Origin of the sequence: Arthrobacter sp. BE255, from assembly GCF_031457335.1 — a bacterium.
GTDB lineage: Bacteria > Actinomycetota > Actinomycetes > Actinomycetales > Micrococcaceae > Arthrobacter.
The window spans coordinates 319,826-334,857 of the sequence record NZ_JAVDWK010000005.1; the positions used below are offsets into that span (position 1 = coordinate 319,826).

At 64.2% G+C, this 15,032-nt stretch carries 12 protein-coding genes; 2 read left to right on the forward strand and 10 right to left on the reverse strand.

Features of this window, described 5'->3' with window-relative positions:
• Positions 1-1,437, reverse strand: a complete 1,437-nt coding sequence (locus J2X42_RS11890) for a GH32 C-terminal domain-containing protein (RefSeq protein ID WP_310165341.1) — start codon at positions 1,435-1,437, stop codon at positions 1-3.
• A 184-nt stretch (positions 1,438-1,621) separates the two neighbouring features.
• On the opposite strand from J2X42_RS11890, the gene J2X42_RS11895 reads away from it, so the two are divergent.
• On the forward strand, positions 1,622-1,993 hold the full coding sequence (locus J2X42_RS11895; protein WP_310165342.1) for a hypothetical protein: 372 nt from the start codon (positions 1,622-1,624) through the stop codon (positions 1,991-1,993).
• Positions 1,994-2,094: 101 nt separating this feature from the next.
• Here J2X42_RS11895 and J2X42_RS11900 read toward each other — a convergent pair whose 3' ends face one another.
• The 3 genes from J2X42_RS11900 to katG form a co-directional block, all read right to left on the reverse strand.
• Entirely contained in the window at positions 2,095-3,126 is a 1,032-nt protein-coding gene (locus J2X42_RS11900) for an XRE family transcriptional regulator (RefSeq protein WP_310165343.1), read from the reverse strand.
• Positions 3,127-3,149: 23 nt separating this feature from the next.
• On the reverse strand, positions 3,150-3,803 hold the full coding sequence (locus J2X42_RS11905) for a hypothetical protein (RefSeq protein ID WP_310165345.1): 654 nt from the start codon (positions 3,801-3,803) through the stop codon (positions 3,150-3,152).
• A gap of 358 nt (positions 3,804-4,161) precedes the next feature.
• A complete protein-coding gene (katG, locus tag J2X42_RS11910; protein WP_310165346.1) occupies positions 4,162-6,453 on the reverse strand; it encodes a catalase/peroxidase HPI in 2,292 nt (763 codons plus the stop codon).
• Between the two features lie 231 nt (positions 6,454-6,684).
• Between katG and J2X42_RS11915 the strand changes: the two genes are divergently transcribed.
• The gene (locus J2X42_RS11915; RefSeq protein WP_310165349.1) at positions 6,685-7,533 is read left to right on the forward strand and encodes a nucleoside hydrolase; all 849 of its coding nucleotides are present in this window, start codon (positions 6,685-6,687) and stop codon (positions 7,531-7,533) included.
• 97 nt (positions 7,534-7,630) lie between these two features.
• Here the strand turns inward: J2X42_RS11915 and J2X42_RS11920 are convergent, their stop codons facing one another.
• The 6 genes from J2X42_RS11920 to J2X42_RS11945 form a co-directional block, all read right to left on the reverse strand.
• The gene (locus tag J2X42_RS11920) at positions 7,631-9,043 is read right to left on the reverse strand and encodes an MFS transporter (RefSeq protein ID WP_310165350.1); all 1,413 of its coding nucleotides are present in this window, start codon (positions 9,041-9,043) and stop codon (positions 7,631-7,633) included.
• Positions 9,044-9,269: 226 nt separating this feature from the next.
• Positions 9,270-10,556: an amidohydrolase family protein gene (locus J2X42_RS11925; protein ID WP_310165351.1), complete on the reverse strand. Its 1,287-nt coding sequence runs from the start codon at positions 10,554-10,556 to the stop codon at positions 9,270-9,272.
• 33 nt (positions 10,557-10,589) lie between these two features.
• Entirely contained in the window at positions 10,590-11,045 is a 456-nt protein-coding gene (locus J2X42_RS11930) for a GAF domain-containing protein (RefSeq protein WP_310165353.1), read from the reverse strand.
• Positions 11,029-12,576, reverse strand: a complete 1,548-nt coding sequence (locus tag J2X42_RS11935; protein WP_310165354.1) for a helix-turn-helix domain-containing protein — start codon at positions 12,574-12,576, stop codon at positions 11,029-11,031. Before J2X42_RS11935 ends, J2X42_RS11930 begins: the two co-directional genes overlap by 17 nt.
• A complete protein-coding gene (locus J2X42_RS11940; protein WP_310165355.1) occupies positions 12,569-13,651 on the reverse strand; it encodes a DUF917 domain-containing protein in 1,083 nt (360 codons plus the stop codon). The genes J2X42_RS11935 and J2X42_RS11940 overlap by 8 nt, the downstream gene beginning before the upstream one ends.
• Complete coding sequence (locus tag J2X42_RS11945; protein ID WP_310165356.1) at positions 13,648-14,967, reverse strand: methylhydantoinase; 1,320 nt, start codon at positions 14,965-14,967, stop codon at positions 13,648-13,650. The genes J2X42_RS11940 and J2X42_RS11945 overlap by 4 nt, the downstream gene beginning before the upstream one ends.
• Positions 14,968-15,032: the final 65 nt, after the last annotated feature.

A 15,032-nucleotide genomic window follows, 5' to 3' on the forward strand; every position in this document is an offset into this window, starting at 1 on the left:
TCAGTTGTCTGTGCGCTTGCGTATCTGAAGGTCGATGAGGGTCGCGGACCCCTCCCCGGTGAAGACGCCGATCCGTCCCGACGGCAGGTCGTAGATCCTGGTGCTGAGGGCGACCTGCCGGTCCAGCACGGCCACGCACATGTCCCCGTCGACGACGAGTTCGAGGGTGTGCTCGCCGGGAGCCAGGTCGCAGGGGCGTTCCAGCTCGATCTCGAACGGAACGTCGCCGGAGACATGCCATTGCGCGTCACCGGTGGTCTTCCGGGGCCACCGGTCGAACACCATGCGCCCGCGCTTCGGTTCCAGGCGGAGGACATAGGACTGGTCCCCGTCCTTGCTTGAGCGGAGCAACAGCCCGCATTCGGTGGTGCCGGCTTCGATGTCCAGTACTGCGGCGGCGTAGAACTGGGCGGGCAGGACTTCGTCGGAGACGTTGGCGGTGTATCCGTCCGGTACGTCCAGCCGTGCGGGCAGCGCGTCAGCCAGGGATACCGGGACGTCATCCCAGAAGCTGTCAACGAGTTCGTCCGCGAAGCCGAATCCCAGTGTTCCGTCGGGGTTCTGCCGGGCTTCGAGGACAGACATCGTGCCCGCCCACTGCCAGGGTCCGCCGTCGGCGTTGCCTTCCTTGCTGGCGATCCAGCCGAAGAAGAAGCGGCGTCCGTCGCGCTCAGCCGTCTTGGAAGCGTAGAAGGCGCGGCCGTCCACCGAGTCCAGGTTCGGAACCGTCCAGGGGCCGTCGGGGCTTGTGGCCATCCGGTATCTGGTCGTGAACGATTCGGAAAACTCCGAGTAGACCATGTACCACCAGCCGCCCCACTCAAAGACGTCCGGGCATTCATGGGTGATGTAGCGCCGGGGGTCCCAGAACGGTTCAGTGTGCTGCCAGGTCAGCAGGTCGCTGGAGATGCACTGGGCAATGACACCCCGACGGCGTTCGGGTCCGGCTGAGTGCCGCGCCGCCAGAAGCATCCGCCACTGGCCTGCGGCCTCGTCCCGGAAGACGAAGGGGTCCCGCCAGTCGCCGGACTCGTAGCCGTCCGGGGCGCCGAAGGTGAGCTCCGGGTGCTTCACCCAGGTCTGCATGCCATCGGTGCTTGTGGCGTGCATGACGAGCTGGAGGGGCGAACCATCCGGTCCGAGGTTGCGCGGGTTCTGGCCCGTGTAGAACAGATGGTGGGTGCCGGTCCCGTCGACGACGACACTGCCTGTGTAGGCGTTGAAGTCCAGGTCCGTTTCACTTCCGTGCTGGAGGGAAACGCCGTGGTCCTCAAACTGCGTGAGGTCTTTGGTGGTCACCAGGTGCCAGGAGGTTCCCGGTTTCGGGTCTGCGCGGACCTCGTGCAGGTAGAAGAGCCAAAACTCCCCGTCCTTCTCGAAAGGGATAAGGTCTCCCACCCAGCCGTCGGCGGGTTTGAAGAAAACTGAGCGATTCATCGGCTCTGATGTCCAATCTGCTAAAGCGTTTAATCACCTTCAGCATAAGTGCGTCAGATCACATGATCAAGCGTTTTAGCAAACTTTCTTGGTGGCGACGTTTTCCCCGGTACTGTCCGTCGCGACATTGATGGACCACGTCCGATTCCCGCCCGGGATGAAGTCCATCAAGTACCGTCAACGCATGTACCAGATCCGTTGGGCCGAGGGGGCGTGGGCGCTGCTCGTGCTGCTCTCTGCGGTACTGATGGCCTGCGGGCTGGCCGACACCTTCACCTTCATCGTCGAGCCGCCCACGTATCCGGTGGGGCACCGGCTCGTACTGCTAGGAGCCCTCGGGTTTGCCGGCGCCGCGGTATGGGTATGGCTGCGGGGCGGAGCGCTGTGGGTGAAGGTCCTCACGGCCTTGCCGGCGGTGGTGGTGGGCGGCCTGGCCCTGCAGTTTGAGGATGGGGGCTGGGGCTGGCTGACCGGGATCTTCCTGATCCCCGCCGCACTCGCCGCGATGCTGGCGCACCTGCGGCACCCGGCCGGCGTCGCGCGGCACCTGGCGTAGACACGGCTGCGTTCGCGGCGATGTGCCTCGGGCTCAACATCAAGAACCTATTAAGCGCTTGCCTGACCATCCACTTGTTGGCCCCTTTGGCGACGCAAAGTTCAGGCCGCCATCAATGTCAGTCCGAAGAGGTGACTGGTCAGATCCTGCTGACTGATGTTGAGCTCGCCTGCAAGTCGAGACGTGGTCGTGCCTTCTCGGCGTAGCTCCTTTAGGACTTTGCTGAGTAGCTGCGACGTTTCTCTCGGGATCCCGTTCGGTTCACTGCTTCTATAGCCCATGCGTGATAGCTGCACACAGTTGGCCCTGTATCCCCAATCTGTTAGCAGGTCCAATTCATGCAATCTATGAGTAAGGGCCATCGCTGCAACTTGCCAAGTGGTCTTGGCCTTTAGGGTCTCCGCCACGGAAGCATTATGGAGTCCCTTGGCCAGCACCGAACCTTTTGGCATGAGAAACGCTGCTGCAAACTTATTCGCCTCGGATTCGGCTGCTGGCCCGTGAACTGGCAGATGCTCTTGGTGAAGAATCAAGTGTCCTAGTTCATGCGCCACATCGAATCTTCCGCGCTCGCCGCTCTTCTGAGTGTTGATAAATATGTAAGGTCTCTCGGATCGAAAAAGGGAAAAAGCGTCTAGGTTTGCGGTGTCGTGCGGAAGCGAATAGACGCGTACACCCTTTGACTCCACTAGGTGGACCGTGTTGCCCAAAGGGCGCACACCTAGCCCCCACTTAGCCCTCAGCGTTTCCGCCGCCAGCTCCGGGTCGTATCCCGTTAGGGAAGGAAGGTCCGCTCGTGGAAGGGTGAACCGCTCTTGTATCCATGAGTCGATCAGCGCGGCAATCGCACCGGCCCCAAGCGCGGCGTCGCGTTGGCGCGCCGTCATCTTGCTGAGCGCGCGGAAACTAACAGAGTCCACGGGGACTTCGTCGATGGCAGGTGCCAGGAAGAACTCGGGCGGAAAGTCTAACGAAGAAGCTATGGCCTGAATGGAATCGGAGTTCGGTGTCCATTCGCCGTTCTCGTATGCAGAAATAGACCGGGAGGTCGTACCTGTGAGTTGCGCGAGTGCCGTTAGTGAAAGGCCCCGCCGACGACGAGCGAGGGTAAGACGAGTGGGTTCAAAGTGCATTTATTGCTTGGCTGGCTTCTTGTTTAGGAAATTCGAGACACAGGAACATCGTATGTATCCAGGTCTGCTGTCGGCTCATCGATCGGGGTCGTCCACCGTGCGGCGTCGCTGCTTCGATCCACACGAGGAAGGATGATGCGTTCCTGCCAGTCGTTGATAAATGACCCGGACATGCTTCGCGGGAGTGAAATTTCGCTCAAAATACCATCGTCCACCACCTGATAAAGCAGGATCCACGTCAGTAGACCCTCTTCAACTGGCGCTTGTTCAAGGGCGAATTCAGGCCCCAGGTCAAACGAAGTCTGGATTGCGTTCTTGGCAACCACTTCGTCCATTGTGATGCCCTTTGGGTTGCGGGTTGAAGGGTTGCCTCCTTCCACGCCGGTTCCGACTGCACCGGAACTGGCGATGAGCTGCCACTCGCCGCTTGGGGAAATCGTTCGGCACTGATTCTTCGGATTGGAGTAGTTCCATCCTTCGGACAGATACTCCTCTCGGAGGAACTGGACCGTCCGTCCGTAGAAGATGATCCCCGCAAAATTCGGAGGGGCCAGCTTGGTGACTGTGGCAGCTTCGGCGTCGGCGCGCTGCAGTGTCCTCGTAATGCCCGCGACATCCAGTCCCAGCTCCGACAGTCGGAAGCTGGCCTTTTGTTCGGTATGGACAATAGCGTTCATTCAGTCTGCACTCTCCTATTAGCAACTTCTTGAAACTCTACCTCATAAGAGGTTGAAAAACCGGAAGTTTGGAACTTTTCTTGTGCGGCGAGTTGCATGAAGTCGCGAGTGCTGATCTGCGCGTCGTCGGAACGGACGGGGTGCTTCCGATTCCCTCGAATGCGTGGCCAAGGGGGCACCGGCGTCCTTCAGCCTGGACGGCCTGATGCTGGGAATCGCACCGCTGCGGACAGCCTCAGCTATGACTTCGGTGCGCCCAGCCTGGTACCCGTTGCCGTGGATTCCTGAACCCTGACGCGCGGACTGCCTGGGCCGGCCGCGTCTGCGGCCGGCCCGGGTGCCCCAAGTCAGTGAAGGCTCAGTTCAGGTCGAAGCGGTCCAGTTCCATGACCTTTACCCAGGCCGCCACGAAGTCGTTCACGAACTTCTCCCGGGCGTCCTCGCTCGCGTAGACCTCGGCCAGGGCCCGGAGCTGGGAGTTGGAGCCGAAGACCAGGTCTACCGCCGTTGCCGTCCACTTCAGCTCGCCGGTGCTGACGTCGCTGATCTCGTAGACGTTCTCCTCCGCCTCCGATGCCTTCCACCGGGTGCCGGGGGAGAGCAGGTTGACGAAGAAGTCGTTCGTCAGGACCTGGGGCCTGTCGGTGAGGACGCCGTGGGCGGAACCGCCGAAGTTGGTTCCGAGGGCGCGCATGCCGCCGACGAGGGCTGTCATCTCCGGCGCGGAGAGGTCCAGCATGTACGCCTTGTCCAGCAGGAGGGTCTCCGGCTGGACCTTCTCACCGGGGCGCACGTAGTTGCGGAACCCGTCCGCCCGCGGCTGCAGGTACTGGAAGGACTCGACGTCGGTCTGGTCCTGGGCGGCATCCGTACGTCCGGGCCGGAACGGCACAGTGACGGCGAAGCCGGTGTCCTGCGCGGCCTTCTCCACCGCCGCGCAGCCGCCGAGGACGATCAGGTCTGCGAGCGAGACCTTCGTGCCCCCGGCCTGGGCGGAGTTGAACTGCTCCTGCACCGCCTCGATGGCCTGCAGCGCAGTGTCCAGTTTCCCGGGCTCGTAGGCCTCCCAACCGCGCTGGGGTTCGAGCCGGATCCGTGCCCCGTTGGCGCCGCCGCGCTTGTCGGTCTTGCGGAAGGTGGAGGCCGCCGCCCACGCCGTACTGGCGAGCTGTGAGACGGACAGGCCGGAGTCCAGGAGGCTGGCCTTGAGGGATGCGATGTCCTGCTCATCAATCAGCTGGTGGTCGACGGCGGGGATGGGGTCCTGCCAGAGCTGCGGCTCCGGCACCCATGGCCCCAGCAGGTTGGGGCTGACGGGGCCCATGTCGCGGTGCAGAAGTTTGTACCAGGCCTTGGCGAACGCGAGGGCGAACTCGTCGGGGTTCTCCAGGAAACGCCGCGAGATCTCCCCGTAGGTCGGGTCGACGCGCAGCGAGAGATCGGTGGTGAGCATCGTGGGCCGGTGCTTTTTCTCCGGGTTGTGGGCGTCCGGGATGATCTCCTCTGCGTCCTTGGCTACCCATTGCTTGGCACCGGCAGGGCTCTCGACGAGCTCCCACTCGTGCGCGAACAGGATCTCGAAGAAGCGGTTGCTCCATTGGGTCGGTTTGTCGGTCCAGGTGACCTCAAGGCCGGAGGTGATGGTGTCCGGTCCCTTGCCGGTCCCGTGGCTGCTGAGCCAGCCCAGGCCCTGCGTCTCGAGGTTGGCGCCCTCAGGCTCGGGGCCAACGGCATCGGCGTTACCGGCGCCGTGGGTCTTGCCGAAGGTGTGGCCGCCGGCGATCAGTGCAACGGTCTCCTCGTCGTTCATCGCCATGCGCTTGAAGGTCTCGCGGATGAAGGCCGCGGCTGCGGCCGGGTCCGGATTGCCCTTGGGCCCTTCGGGGTTGACGTAGATCAGGCCCATTTCGGTGGCGCCCACGCCCTCGGCCATATGGCTTTCGTCGACGTAGCGTCCTTCGCCGAGCCAGGCCTCTTCCGGCCCCCAGGAAATCTCCTCAGGCTCCCACACGTCCTCGCGGCCGAAGGCGAAGCCAAAGGTCTTGAACCCCATCGACTCGAGGGCCACGTTGCCTGCGAGGACCAGCAGGTCGGCCCAGGAGAGCTTCTGGCCGTACTTCTGCTTCACAGGCCACAGCAGCCGCCGGGCCTTGTCGAGGTTGGCGTTGTCCGGCCAGCTGTTGAGCGGCGCGAACCGCTGGCTGCCGTCCCCTGCACCGCCGCGGCCGTCGTGGACGCGGTAGGTGCCGGCAGCGTGCCAGCTCAGCCGGATCATCAGGCCGCCGTAGTGGCCGAAGTCCGCGGGCCACCAGTCCTGGGACGTGGTCAGGACCTGGGTGATGTCCTGTTTCAGTGCTTCGACGTCGAGCTTCTGGAACTCCTCCCGGTAGCTGAACGACGGACCCAGGGGGTTCCCCGCCGGGTTGTGGGCGTGGAGCACGGAGAGGTTCAGCTGGTTTGGCCACCAATCCGCGATGGTCCGCGGCCGGTGCGCCTTGGGCTGCGGCGCGTCGATCACAGGGTTTTCGCTGTCGCTGCCGTGTGCGGTTGCGCTGTCGGAGGCAACGGGGTACTCACCCTCGGCCCTGGGGTCCGGAGCATCGGCGCTTCCGGGGGTGGGGACCGGGGGTTGTTCCTGGCGATCGGTCATGTGCTTCCTTCCCTATGGCCGAGGCCGCGGTCGGACTCGGGCAACCGGTCTAACCTTCCCATTTGACCACTTAAGGGCCGCGCGGGGGAGGGGTCAGCCGTAAGGTCTCTCAAGTGTGGCTGGGTGTTTGAGGCACCGGAGTTGGGGCCTCCGCCTCGATCCCGGCGACAAGCCTTTCGGCTAATGGAATTCCCCGGTGGAAACGGAGGGAGTCCGGGCCAGTCTTTTCACATGATCCCCATTCAGCAGTACTGCCGCGTCATCATCGACAATGACTGGGCAGGTGATCCGGACGGGCTGATAGGACTGGCCCATCATGCACTGTCGCCCGCAAACCGCATTGTTGCGGTCACAAGTTCGTTGACCAACCCGATGTTTGGGCCGCCGGAAGGCATGGCCAAGGCCGGAGCGGATTTGGCGGCGGACCTGCTGCGTGTCCTGGACTACCCGGACCGGCCAACGGTCCACGCGGGCCCGGACTCCCCGTTCACCGGAGAAACCCGCGAGACAGGCGCCGCCCGTGCCATCGTTGACGCCGCCACGGGTGCCGACGGAGTTCGCCTGTTCCTGGTGTGCGCCGGCCCCCTGACCAACGTCGCTGACGCGCTGCTGCTGGAACCGGAGCTTGCAGCCCTGATCACGCTCGTCTGGGTGGGCGGCTCGGCGCGAGCCGATAACGCGGACGAGTACAACTACTTCACCGATCCTGCGGCCGCAGAATTTGTCCTGGGCAATCAGCGCCTCGACATCTGGCAGTTCCCGTCAGAAACGTACCGCCGCCTCGTGGTTTCTGCGGCCGAGCTTGACCACGCATTGAGGAAATCAGGCCCGGCAGGCACATGGCTGTGGGACGTGTTTAACGGCCTGAAGGTGCCGGACTTCATCAAATTTGGGCCGCTGTGGTGCCTGGGGGACAGCGCTCCCCTTATCGTGACAGGCCTTGGCGACATGACGTCGTCGTTCGAGCAGACCAGCGAATCACCGGACCGAAGAATCTACACCGACGTCGATTCGCGGCTGGTCATTGCAGACTTCTTTGCGCGGCTGGAGTTGCACGCCGCACGGCAGGCGGGGAATTAGCGCGCCGGGACGCGCTTAACGGAAGAGGCCGACGGCGGGAGGTCCCGCCGTCGGCCTCTTCTTCTCAGTGCCGCTTGCGTAAGCCCGCCGGCAGGGGCTACTTGGGTGCGTTGGCTCCGACCGTCTGGTGTTCCTGTGCGTCGGTTGGTGCCGGCGCGTCGGCCTTGCCGGCTTCGAGGTCCTCGAGTGACTTGCCCCTGGTGTCGGGGGACATGAGGGTGGCCAGGGCCGCGACGACGCAGATGCCGAACGTGGTCAGCCCGATGACCAGGGGAACGTTGGCCGTCCCCGGGGGAGCGATGGCGGTGAAGATGCTGGGGAAGAACGACGCGATCATGAGGCCCACGTTCTGCGCCACGGCGAACCCGGTCACCCGGATCCGCATGGGGAACTGCTCCTGGAAGAACGTGGCGAAGGTGGCGTTCCACATCTGGAAGAAGATGCCCTGTACAACCACGATGCACACGAAGACCAGCACCAGGCTTCCCTGCTCGATGGCCCACAGGTAGCCGCCTGCCAGCAGGCCGCCGCCGATGCCGCCGGCCACCATCAGCATCCGCCGGCCGATCCTGTCGGACAGGGCGCCGAACAGCGGGATCGTCGCGACGGCCGCAATGTTGGCCACGAGGGTCACCCAGAGGAACTCGCTGCTGGTGAAGCCGTTGCCGTAGCCCTTCTGAGTTGCGTAGGACACGCCGAAGATGAGCGTCGCCATGCCCACCACGTTGGTGAAGGTCATCAGGACGCACCGGACCAGGACCCACGGGTAGCTGCGCACGAGGTCAATGAGCGGGAACCGCTGCTTGGTCTTACCCTTGTCGGACTGCGCCGCGTACGCGGGCGGCTCCTGCACCCGGCGGCGGATAACGTAGCCGGCCAGGATCACGAACGCGCTGAGCAGGAACGGGATGCGCCAGCCCCAGGCCTGGAACTGGTCCGCGGGCAGGATGGCTGCAAGCGGAAGCAGGACGGCCGTGGCCAGGATCGAGCCGACCTGCGTGCCCTGCAGGCTGAAGCTTGCGAAGAAGCCGCGCCTGGCATCGGGGGAGTGTTCGACGATCATCGCGCTGGCACCGCCGAGTTCACCTGCTACCGCGAACCCCTGGATCAGCCGGAGGATTACCAGCAGGACCGGTGCCAGGATGCCGACCTGGCCGTACGTGGGCAGGAGCCCAACGGCGAAGGTGGCGAAGCCCATCAACAGCATGGCAAAGACCAGCACCTGTTTGCGGCCGTGCCTGTCCCCGTACGCGCCCAGGACAACAGCGCCAATCGGACGGGACACATACCCCACGGCATACGTCGCGAGCGAGGCGATGATCGCCACTGTCGGGTTCTCTGTCGGGAAGAAGATGGCCGGGAAGATGAGCGTTGCGGCCAGGGAGTACAGCGCGAAATCGTAGTACTCAAGCGCGCTGCCGATCCAGCCGCTCATGGCGGCCTTCTTTGGATCCCGGCGTCCGCTGGCGGCTTCCGGGATTGGGCGGGTGGTCCCGCGGGTGGTGCTCATTTCGATGTATTCCTTCGTCGTCATCGGCAAGGAACCGGAGCTGTTCTGTTCCGGATGGTCAGCGTGACCGTGACTGGTTCAAGAGTTTGGAAAGCCCTTTCCCTTGAATCGTTTCATCAAGAATACGAGGTGATGCGAATTACGTCAAAGGTGGTTTCAGACTGATGTGGCGGGGCCGCCGTTGCTGTCCTGACACGGGACGGCAACGGCGGCCTGAAGGTAGGCGTCAGCCGTGAGCCCCGCTGATGGCCTCGTCCATCGCCGCATGACCGGCCCGAAGGGCGTCTGAGGAGACAATGTGGCCGGCCTTGATGACGATACGGTTCAGGCTCCCGTCCCACAGCACTGACGGCTCATCGAAGGGATTGCCGTCCAGTATCACCAGGTCCGCGCAGGCCCCTTCCGCGATGCGTCCCAGGTCTTCCCGCCGGAGGAGTGCGGCGTTCGTTGATGTCGCCGAGCGGAGTGCTTCGTAGACGCCCAGTACTTCGACCTGAAGGCGCAGCCCGGCCAGCTGCTCATCCTCAAGGTCACCCATAAGGTCGGTGCCGAAGCCAATCCGGACCCCGGCCTCCTGTGCCAGTGTGACGGCGTTCTTGCCCGCGGCCAGTACTTCCTGGTTCTTGGCTGCACCCACTTCTGTAAGCCCGATTTCCGCTCCGCGGCGGCCCATCGCGTCGTACGTCACCAGCGTGGGCACGAGATAGACGTCGTACTCCGCCATGAGCCGGGCGGTTTCAGCATCCAGCAGGTTGCCATGTTCGATGCAGCGAACCCCGTTGAGGACCGAATGGCTGATGGCTTCTGGTGAATAGGCGTGCGCGGTGGCGTAACTGCCCCGCCGGGATGCCTCCTCAGTGACCGCCCTGATCTCCGCGGCGCTGTACTGCGGGACGCGGATCGGATCGACCGGGGAGATCACTCCTCCGGAGGTCATGAGCTTGATGGCGGTGGCACCGGTCCGGAACCTGTGGCGCACCGCCCGCAGCAAGTCCTCAACACCATCCACCACCTCGCACATGTGACCGCCATGGAAGCAGCTTCCGTCGTTCGCGGCGCGGATATCACCGTGGCCGCCGGTCTGGCTCAGCGCGGGACCGGTAAAGAAGTAGCGGGGACCGGGGCACAGTCCTTCCTCGATTGCAGCCGCAAGGCCCACATCACCACCAGCCACGTCCCTCACTGAGGTAAAGCCCCGGCGCAGCGCGGCCTCAAGCCTGCGGGCACCGGCCAGCGCGGAGTAGCTCAAAGGCCCGGTTTCGTTCAGGGCCGAGGTCAGGCTGAGCGCGTAGGCGTGGAAGTGGGCGTCGATGAGGCCGGGAATCACCACCCGGCCGCCCGCGTCGAGTACTGTTTCGGAGCCGGGCCAGGCGCCACTGTCCTCAGCGGTACCGTGCACGGCCGTGATCCGGCCATCGCGGACAGTGATGGAGCCCTCTACGAGTGCAGGTGATTCGCCGTCAAAGATTCTGGCGTTCCGGATGGTCAGGTTTCCCGGGAAGTTGGGGATCACGTGGAGTGTTTCCTTCCTGTTGTCGTCGGCAAGCTAGCTGGTGGCGGCCAAAGCGGCTTCGAGGAGCTGGACGGAGCGCCGCGCAACCTCTACGGCGGCGTCCACGGAAGACTGGTCATAGCTGCCTTCGGGCGCCAGGAAGTTCATGGAGCCGATGGTACGGCGGCCGCTCACCACCGGAACGTTGACAATCGCGCCACACCCCAGCGATTCAATGGTTCCGGAGTCGAAGAAGAAGGCCCGGACGGCTTCCCTGTCAGCGCCCAGGAATGGCTGCTGGCCGATGAGGACCTGCTCCAGCCACACAGGATTGGTGTCTCCCGCGAGGGTTTTCTTCCCGCCTATCGGGTAGACCTCGGGGTGGGTGGTGTAAATGCGAGCCATGCTGGTGCCTTCGTCGGCGATGACGGAGGCAGTGAAGAGGCGGACGCCGACGGTGTCCCGGGCGGAGGCGTAGACGTCGTCGAAGGATTCAAACTGGGAACTCATGGGAGTCCTTTCTGGTTTCGTTGGGAGCTTGGAAAGCTGGTTTCTCATGTGTTGTCGCCGACAGCACGGTGAGGATCAAATGGACGGACAGCAACTCGGACGGATTGTCCAAGGGGACGCCGAGTTCCCGTGCACGGCTAAGCCGGGCCTGGAGGGTGTTGCGGTGCACATCAAGTGCCGACGCTGCGAGGCTTACCGAGCCGCGGTGGTCAAGGAACGCCGCTACGGCTGCCACGATCGCTTCCCGGTCGGGAGAAGCCATCAGCCGTGGCAGGGTCAGCTCAGCCACAAGTGCCACGGCGTCCTTGTCGACGAATGTAAATGCCGCCGCTACGCCCAGACCGGCAAAACCCAATACCGTGCCCGGGCCCGCTGACCGGGCTGACACAGCAGACAGCCGGGCTTCCTGAATGATGGACGGAAGCGGCGGAGCCTCCTCCGCCCAGCGGGACAGGCCGGCCACCAGGCCCAGCTCGGCCAAGGCAGGCTGGAGCCGTGCCTTGAGCCGAAGTTCAAGCTGCGAAAGAACTTCCTGGTGTGCGGCCGGAACAAGTGCCAGCCAGCCGCCGTCGACCTCCGCCAGAGGACTGCGCCCAGCGACTTTACGCCAGAGCAGCCTCAGCACAGCCGTCAGGTCGTGGTCTGCCGTGTGCCCACCGCTGCGGCAGATCCAGATAGCCGCGTAGCCTTCGTCCCTGCGCCAACCCAGCTGTGAGAGGAGATGCCGGTGATCTTCCTCGAAGGCGGTGCCGGAAGAACCTGAACCCTGGTTTAGCCTGGCCAGTGCCGCAGTGGGAACAGCGCGGGCCTCGTCCCGGGAGTTGCCCAACAACCATGCGGCCTTAACGGAAGGAGCCGCTACTTCGAGAATCGAACGAACCAGCCGCAGGTTGTGTACTCCGGAGGCGGGTACCCGGGCGGTGAGGGCTGAAGGGACGGCGGCGTTGGCCGCGCCAACGTCAACCGTGATGACCTTCGCCGAATCCCGCGGGGCAGCACCGGCTGAGGCGAGGACGACTCCGTCGTATTCCAGCGAAACGCCCACGCCATCCAGTTCACCGGATATGGTCTTGAGGACGTCAGCGAGTGTACTGTCCTTGGCCACTGCTCGGGCGAACCGGGCGAGCTCGGCATCCACCACGGACAGGGCGGCACCGATTTCAGCTGCCAGAGACAATGCGACTTCGGCCGGATTTCCCTCCGCAGCCAAAAGGGTGATGCCCAGCCGTTCAGCCAGGCCGATCACAGCGTTGGAATAGGTGCTCCCGGCGACGACGACGGCACTGGCCCGCCGCTCCCAGGCATGCCGCAGTGCGGCGGACACAAGCCATCCACCCGAACCCATTTCTGAGGCGAGGACCACAACGGTGTTGGGCCGCACGCGCTGGATCGCCTCCAGCTGGGAGACAAGAACGACGCTTTCGATCACTGCGCTGGTGGGGGTCAGATACAGCGGCGTCGTGCCGCGCAGGGACCCGTGCGCCAGCAGGCCCGCTACATCAAGCCGTGTGTCCTTCATCGACCTACTCATGGCGCCGCCTTGGATGCTTGAGCGGAATGCCGAATGCAGCCGGTTCGGCCAGGTCCAGTCCCGCCTCCGAATACCATTGCGGCGCGGCATTGAGTTTAAGCACATCCACGACGTTGCCTACCCGGACGTCGTCCAGGTTGGCCACAGAGCCGTGCTCGGAGTTGAGCAGCGTCACCATGTCGGGGACGGCTGCCGCTACAGCACCGTCCACAAGCACCAACAGAATCTCATTCTGGATCTCCAGCCGGATGATCTGCCCGGTGGTTTCATCCTCCAAGGTCAGGCTTGACGGCTGGGCAGGCAGTCCCAGGTCGGTGGGGCGGGACAGGCCTTCGATGTGGCTCACCCGCGCCCGTGCAATCCGCGTCACGCCCAGGAAGTCGGCAAGTGACAGGAACTTGCTCTCCGCCGAGGTTTCGGCGTCGAGGATCTGTCCTATGCGGATCATCCGGCTGATGGAGCCGTGCACTCCGTGCTCCTTCAGCTCACGCGCGGAGCATGGATACATGACGGTGGCGGCCCAGCCGCCGAGCTCGGTGACGAGCGCGCGGACCAGCGTCTCGGCACGCTGCGGATCACTCGCCTCCACCAGGGCGCGCTCGCCGGTTACCCCCATGAGCGCTATGGGGCCAATGGCCACCCCGCCGATGTTCAAAGTGGTCTGGCTGATGAGGGGGAAGACGCGCCCCATGGGATCGGAGTCGATCACGGGAAGCGAGGACTGCAGCCCCACCATGAGCGGAATGATTCCGTTGATGTTGGCGGCGGCGAGTGAATAGATGGCCCGCACCCTGCGGCCCAGCCTGGTTTCAATCGCATCGATACAGCCCATGAACTCGTCACCCACCGGGGGCATGTCAGCGATGAACAGGCCTTGGGTCACCATGCCCACTGCCACTACCAGGTCATCTGGAGCGAGTTCATCCACGGTGACGAGCTCCACGGACCGGGTCTTCATGGCCTCCTGGATCATGCCGGCGTAGATGTGGATGGCGGTGGGATCGATGGCGCAGGCCAGGAAATGGGCACCGGTCCGGAGGTGCCCGACGTCTTCGGCCGTGAGGACCGTGCTCATGCCGTCGCCTCCATGGCTTGCGCGGTGGACGCCTGTTCCTCAGGGCTGGAAGTCCCGTCCGCGGCCTGGACCCGGATCCGGACGATTCCGGGATTCCCGTAAGGCATGGCGAAGACGTTTGATTCGATGATGCGGGTGTCTGTGGGGCTCGCGCCCAACTGGACCGCGGCCGACTGGGCTTCCTCCTCAGCGCGGTGCTGCACCCGTTGCAGATCCTCCTGTCCGCTGACCCTTTCGAGCCTGTCGATCCACGCCGTCAGCGGTGCCGCGGCACAGCCTATGAGGGGCAGGTCCTGAGCATCTGGGAGTGTTGGCACCAGGCCGTACTCAGGCGGGGTGTCCTGGCTGGTGCGGACGTCGGCGACCAGTGACGGGATGTCGGCTCGGACTGGATGGTTGGCAGTGTAGGGCTCCACGATGGTGGCGTTGGTGGCCAGGCTCGCTCCATACCCCTGCCGGATGAGACTGTGTGCAACCGGAAGACCGCGGCGCATGTTGCCCACGCTCACACCCGCATCGGTGCAGACAACTACTTCGCCGTCACGCATCCCGCCCAAAGTGGCCGCGCCGAGGATTGCCATTGCAGGTTCCGGACGAAGCGCGTGCACGGGCGCTACCGCCAGCCGCGCAAGGGGTGCACGGCCGCCGTCGTTCCTGGCATAGGACAGTGTGGCGGCGGGGAAGTGGCGCTTCCCGGCCTCTTCCAGAATTGCCCCCAGCTCTTCGCCCGATTCCATCAAGGCGCTATTAAGGATGGCTGTGTAGTCACGGTCGCGGAATACGCTCGAGTAGAAATCACTGGAAACACTGATCCGCGTGTCGCTGTCGTTCGACAGGATGGCGTCCGCGATGCGCGTTTCGTGCTCCGGGGAGGCGGTGGAGCCGACGGCGGTGATGGCTACGTTCCGCAAGTGTCCGGACAGCATTGAGGGCAATTCCATCAGGAACGCGTTCAGGTCCAGCGGCGCAAGGGGCCGTCCCCGCAGGTCGTGGCCGCCGCGGACATGCATGGTCCTGGTGACTGCAGGCTCAATGAGCGCCGGGAGGACGGTGTGGTGGAATCGATCAGCCGGAGGGCGGGGGGAGATGCGGATTGCGACGACGTCCCCTGGCTGCCCCGCAGCGAGCACGCGTCCGACGTCGGCCGTTACGTCTGTGATCCGGCTCCCGAACTGCAGGCGTAACGCGGACAGCACCCCGTCCAGCGCCTCAGCCAGACTGCCGGCCTGCAGCTGTTCGGCCACGGAGATGACGGAGCGTCCCTCCAAAACGAGCGCCCGGCAACTGGTGCCCTGGAGCATCAGTCCTATCCGCATTGCCGGGCCTCCTGTTCAACTTCCTGCCGGGCCCCTGCCCCGCGGTGCATCCATGTCATATCTCT

Bases quoted from the DNA above. Each gene is read 5' to 3' on its own strand.
- J2X42_RS11890 (WP_310165341.1), bottom strand. From the start codon at position 1,437: ATGAATCGCTCAGTTTTCTTCAAACCCGCCGACGGCTGGGTGGGAGAC.
- J2X42_RS11895 (WP_310165342.1), top strand. From the start codon at position 1,622: ATGTACCAGATCCGTTGGGCCGAGGGGGCGTGGGCGCTGCTCGTGCTG.
- J2X42_RS11900 (WP_310165343.1), bottom strand. From the start codon at position 3,126: ATGCACTTTGAACCCACTCGTCTTACCCTCGCTCGTCGTCGGCGGGGC.
- J2X42_RS11905 (WP_310165345.1), bottom strand. From the start codon at position 3,803: ATGAACGCTATTGTCCATACCGAACAAAAGGCCAGCTTCCGACTGTCG.
- katG (WP_310165346.1), bottom strand. From the start codon at position 6,453: ATGACCGATCGCCAGGAACAACCCCCGGTCCCCACCCCCGGAAGCGCC.
- J2X42_RS11915 (WP_310165349.1), top strand. From the start codon at position 6,685: ATGATCCCCATTCAGCAGTACTGCCGCGTCATCATCGACAATGACTGG.
- J2X42_RS11920 (WP_310165350.1), bottom strand. From the start codon at position 9,043: ATGAGCACCACCCGCGGGACCACCCGCCCAATCCCGGAAGCCGCCAGC.
- J2X42_RS11930 (WP_310165353.1), bottom strand. From the start codon at position 11,045: ATGAGTTCCCAGTTTGAATCCTTCGACGACGTCTACGCCTCCGCCCGG.
- J2X42_RS11935 (WP_310165354.1), bottom strand. From the start codon at position 12,576: ATGAGTAGGTCGATGAAGGACACACGGCTTGATGTAGCGGGCCTGCTG.
- J2X42_RS11940 (WP_310165355.1), bottom strand. From the start codon at position 13,651: ATGAGCACGGTCCTCACGGCCGAAGACGTCGGGCACCTCCGGACCGGT.
- J2X42_RS11945 (WP_310165356.1), bottom strand. From the start codon at position 14,967: ATGCGGATAGGACTGATGCTCCAGGGCACCAGTTGCCGGGCGCTCGTT.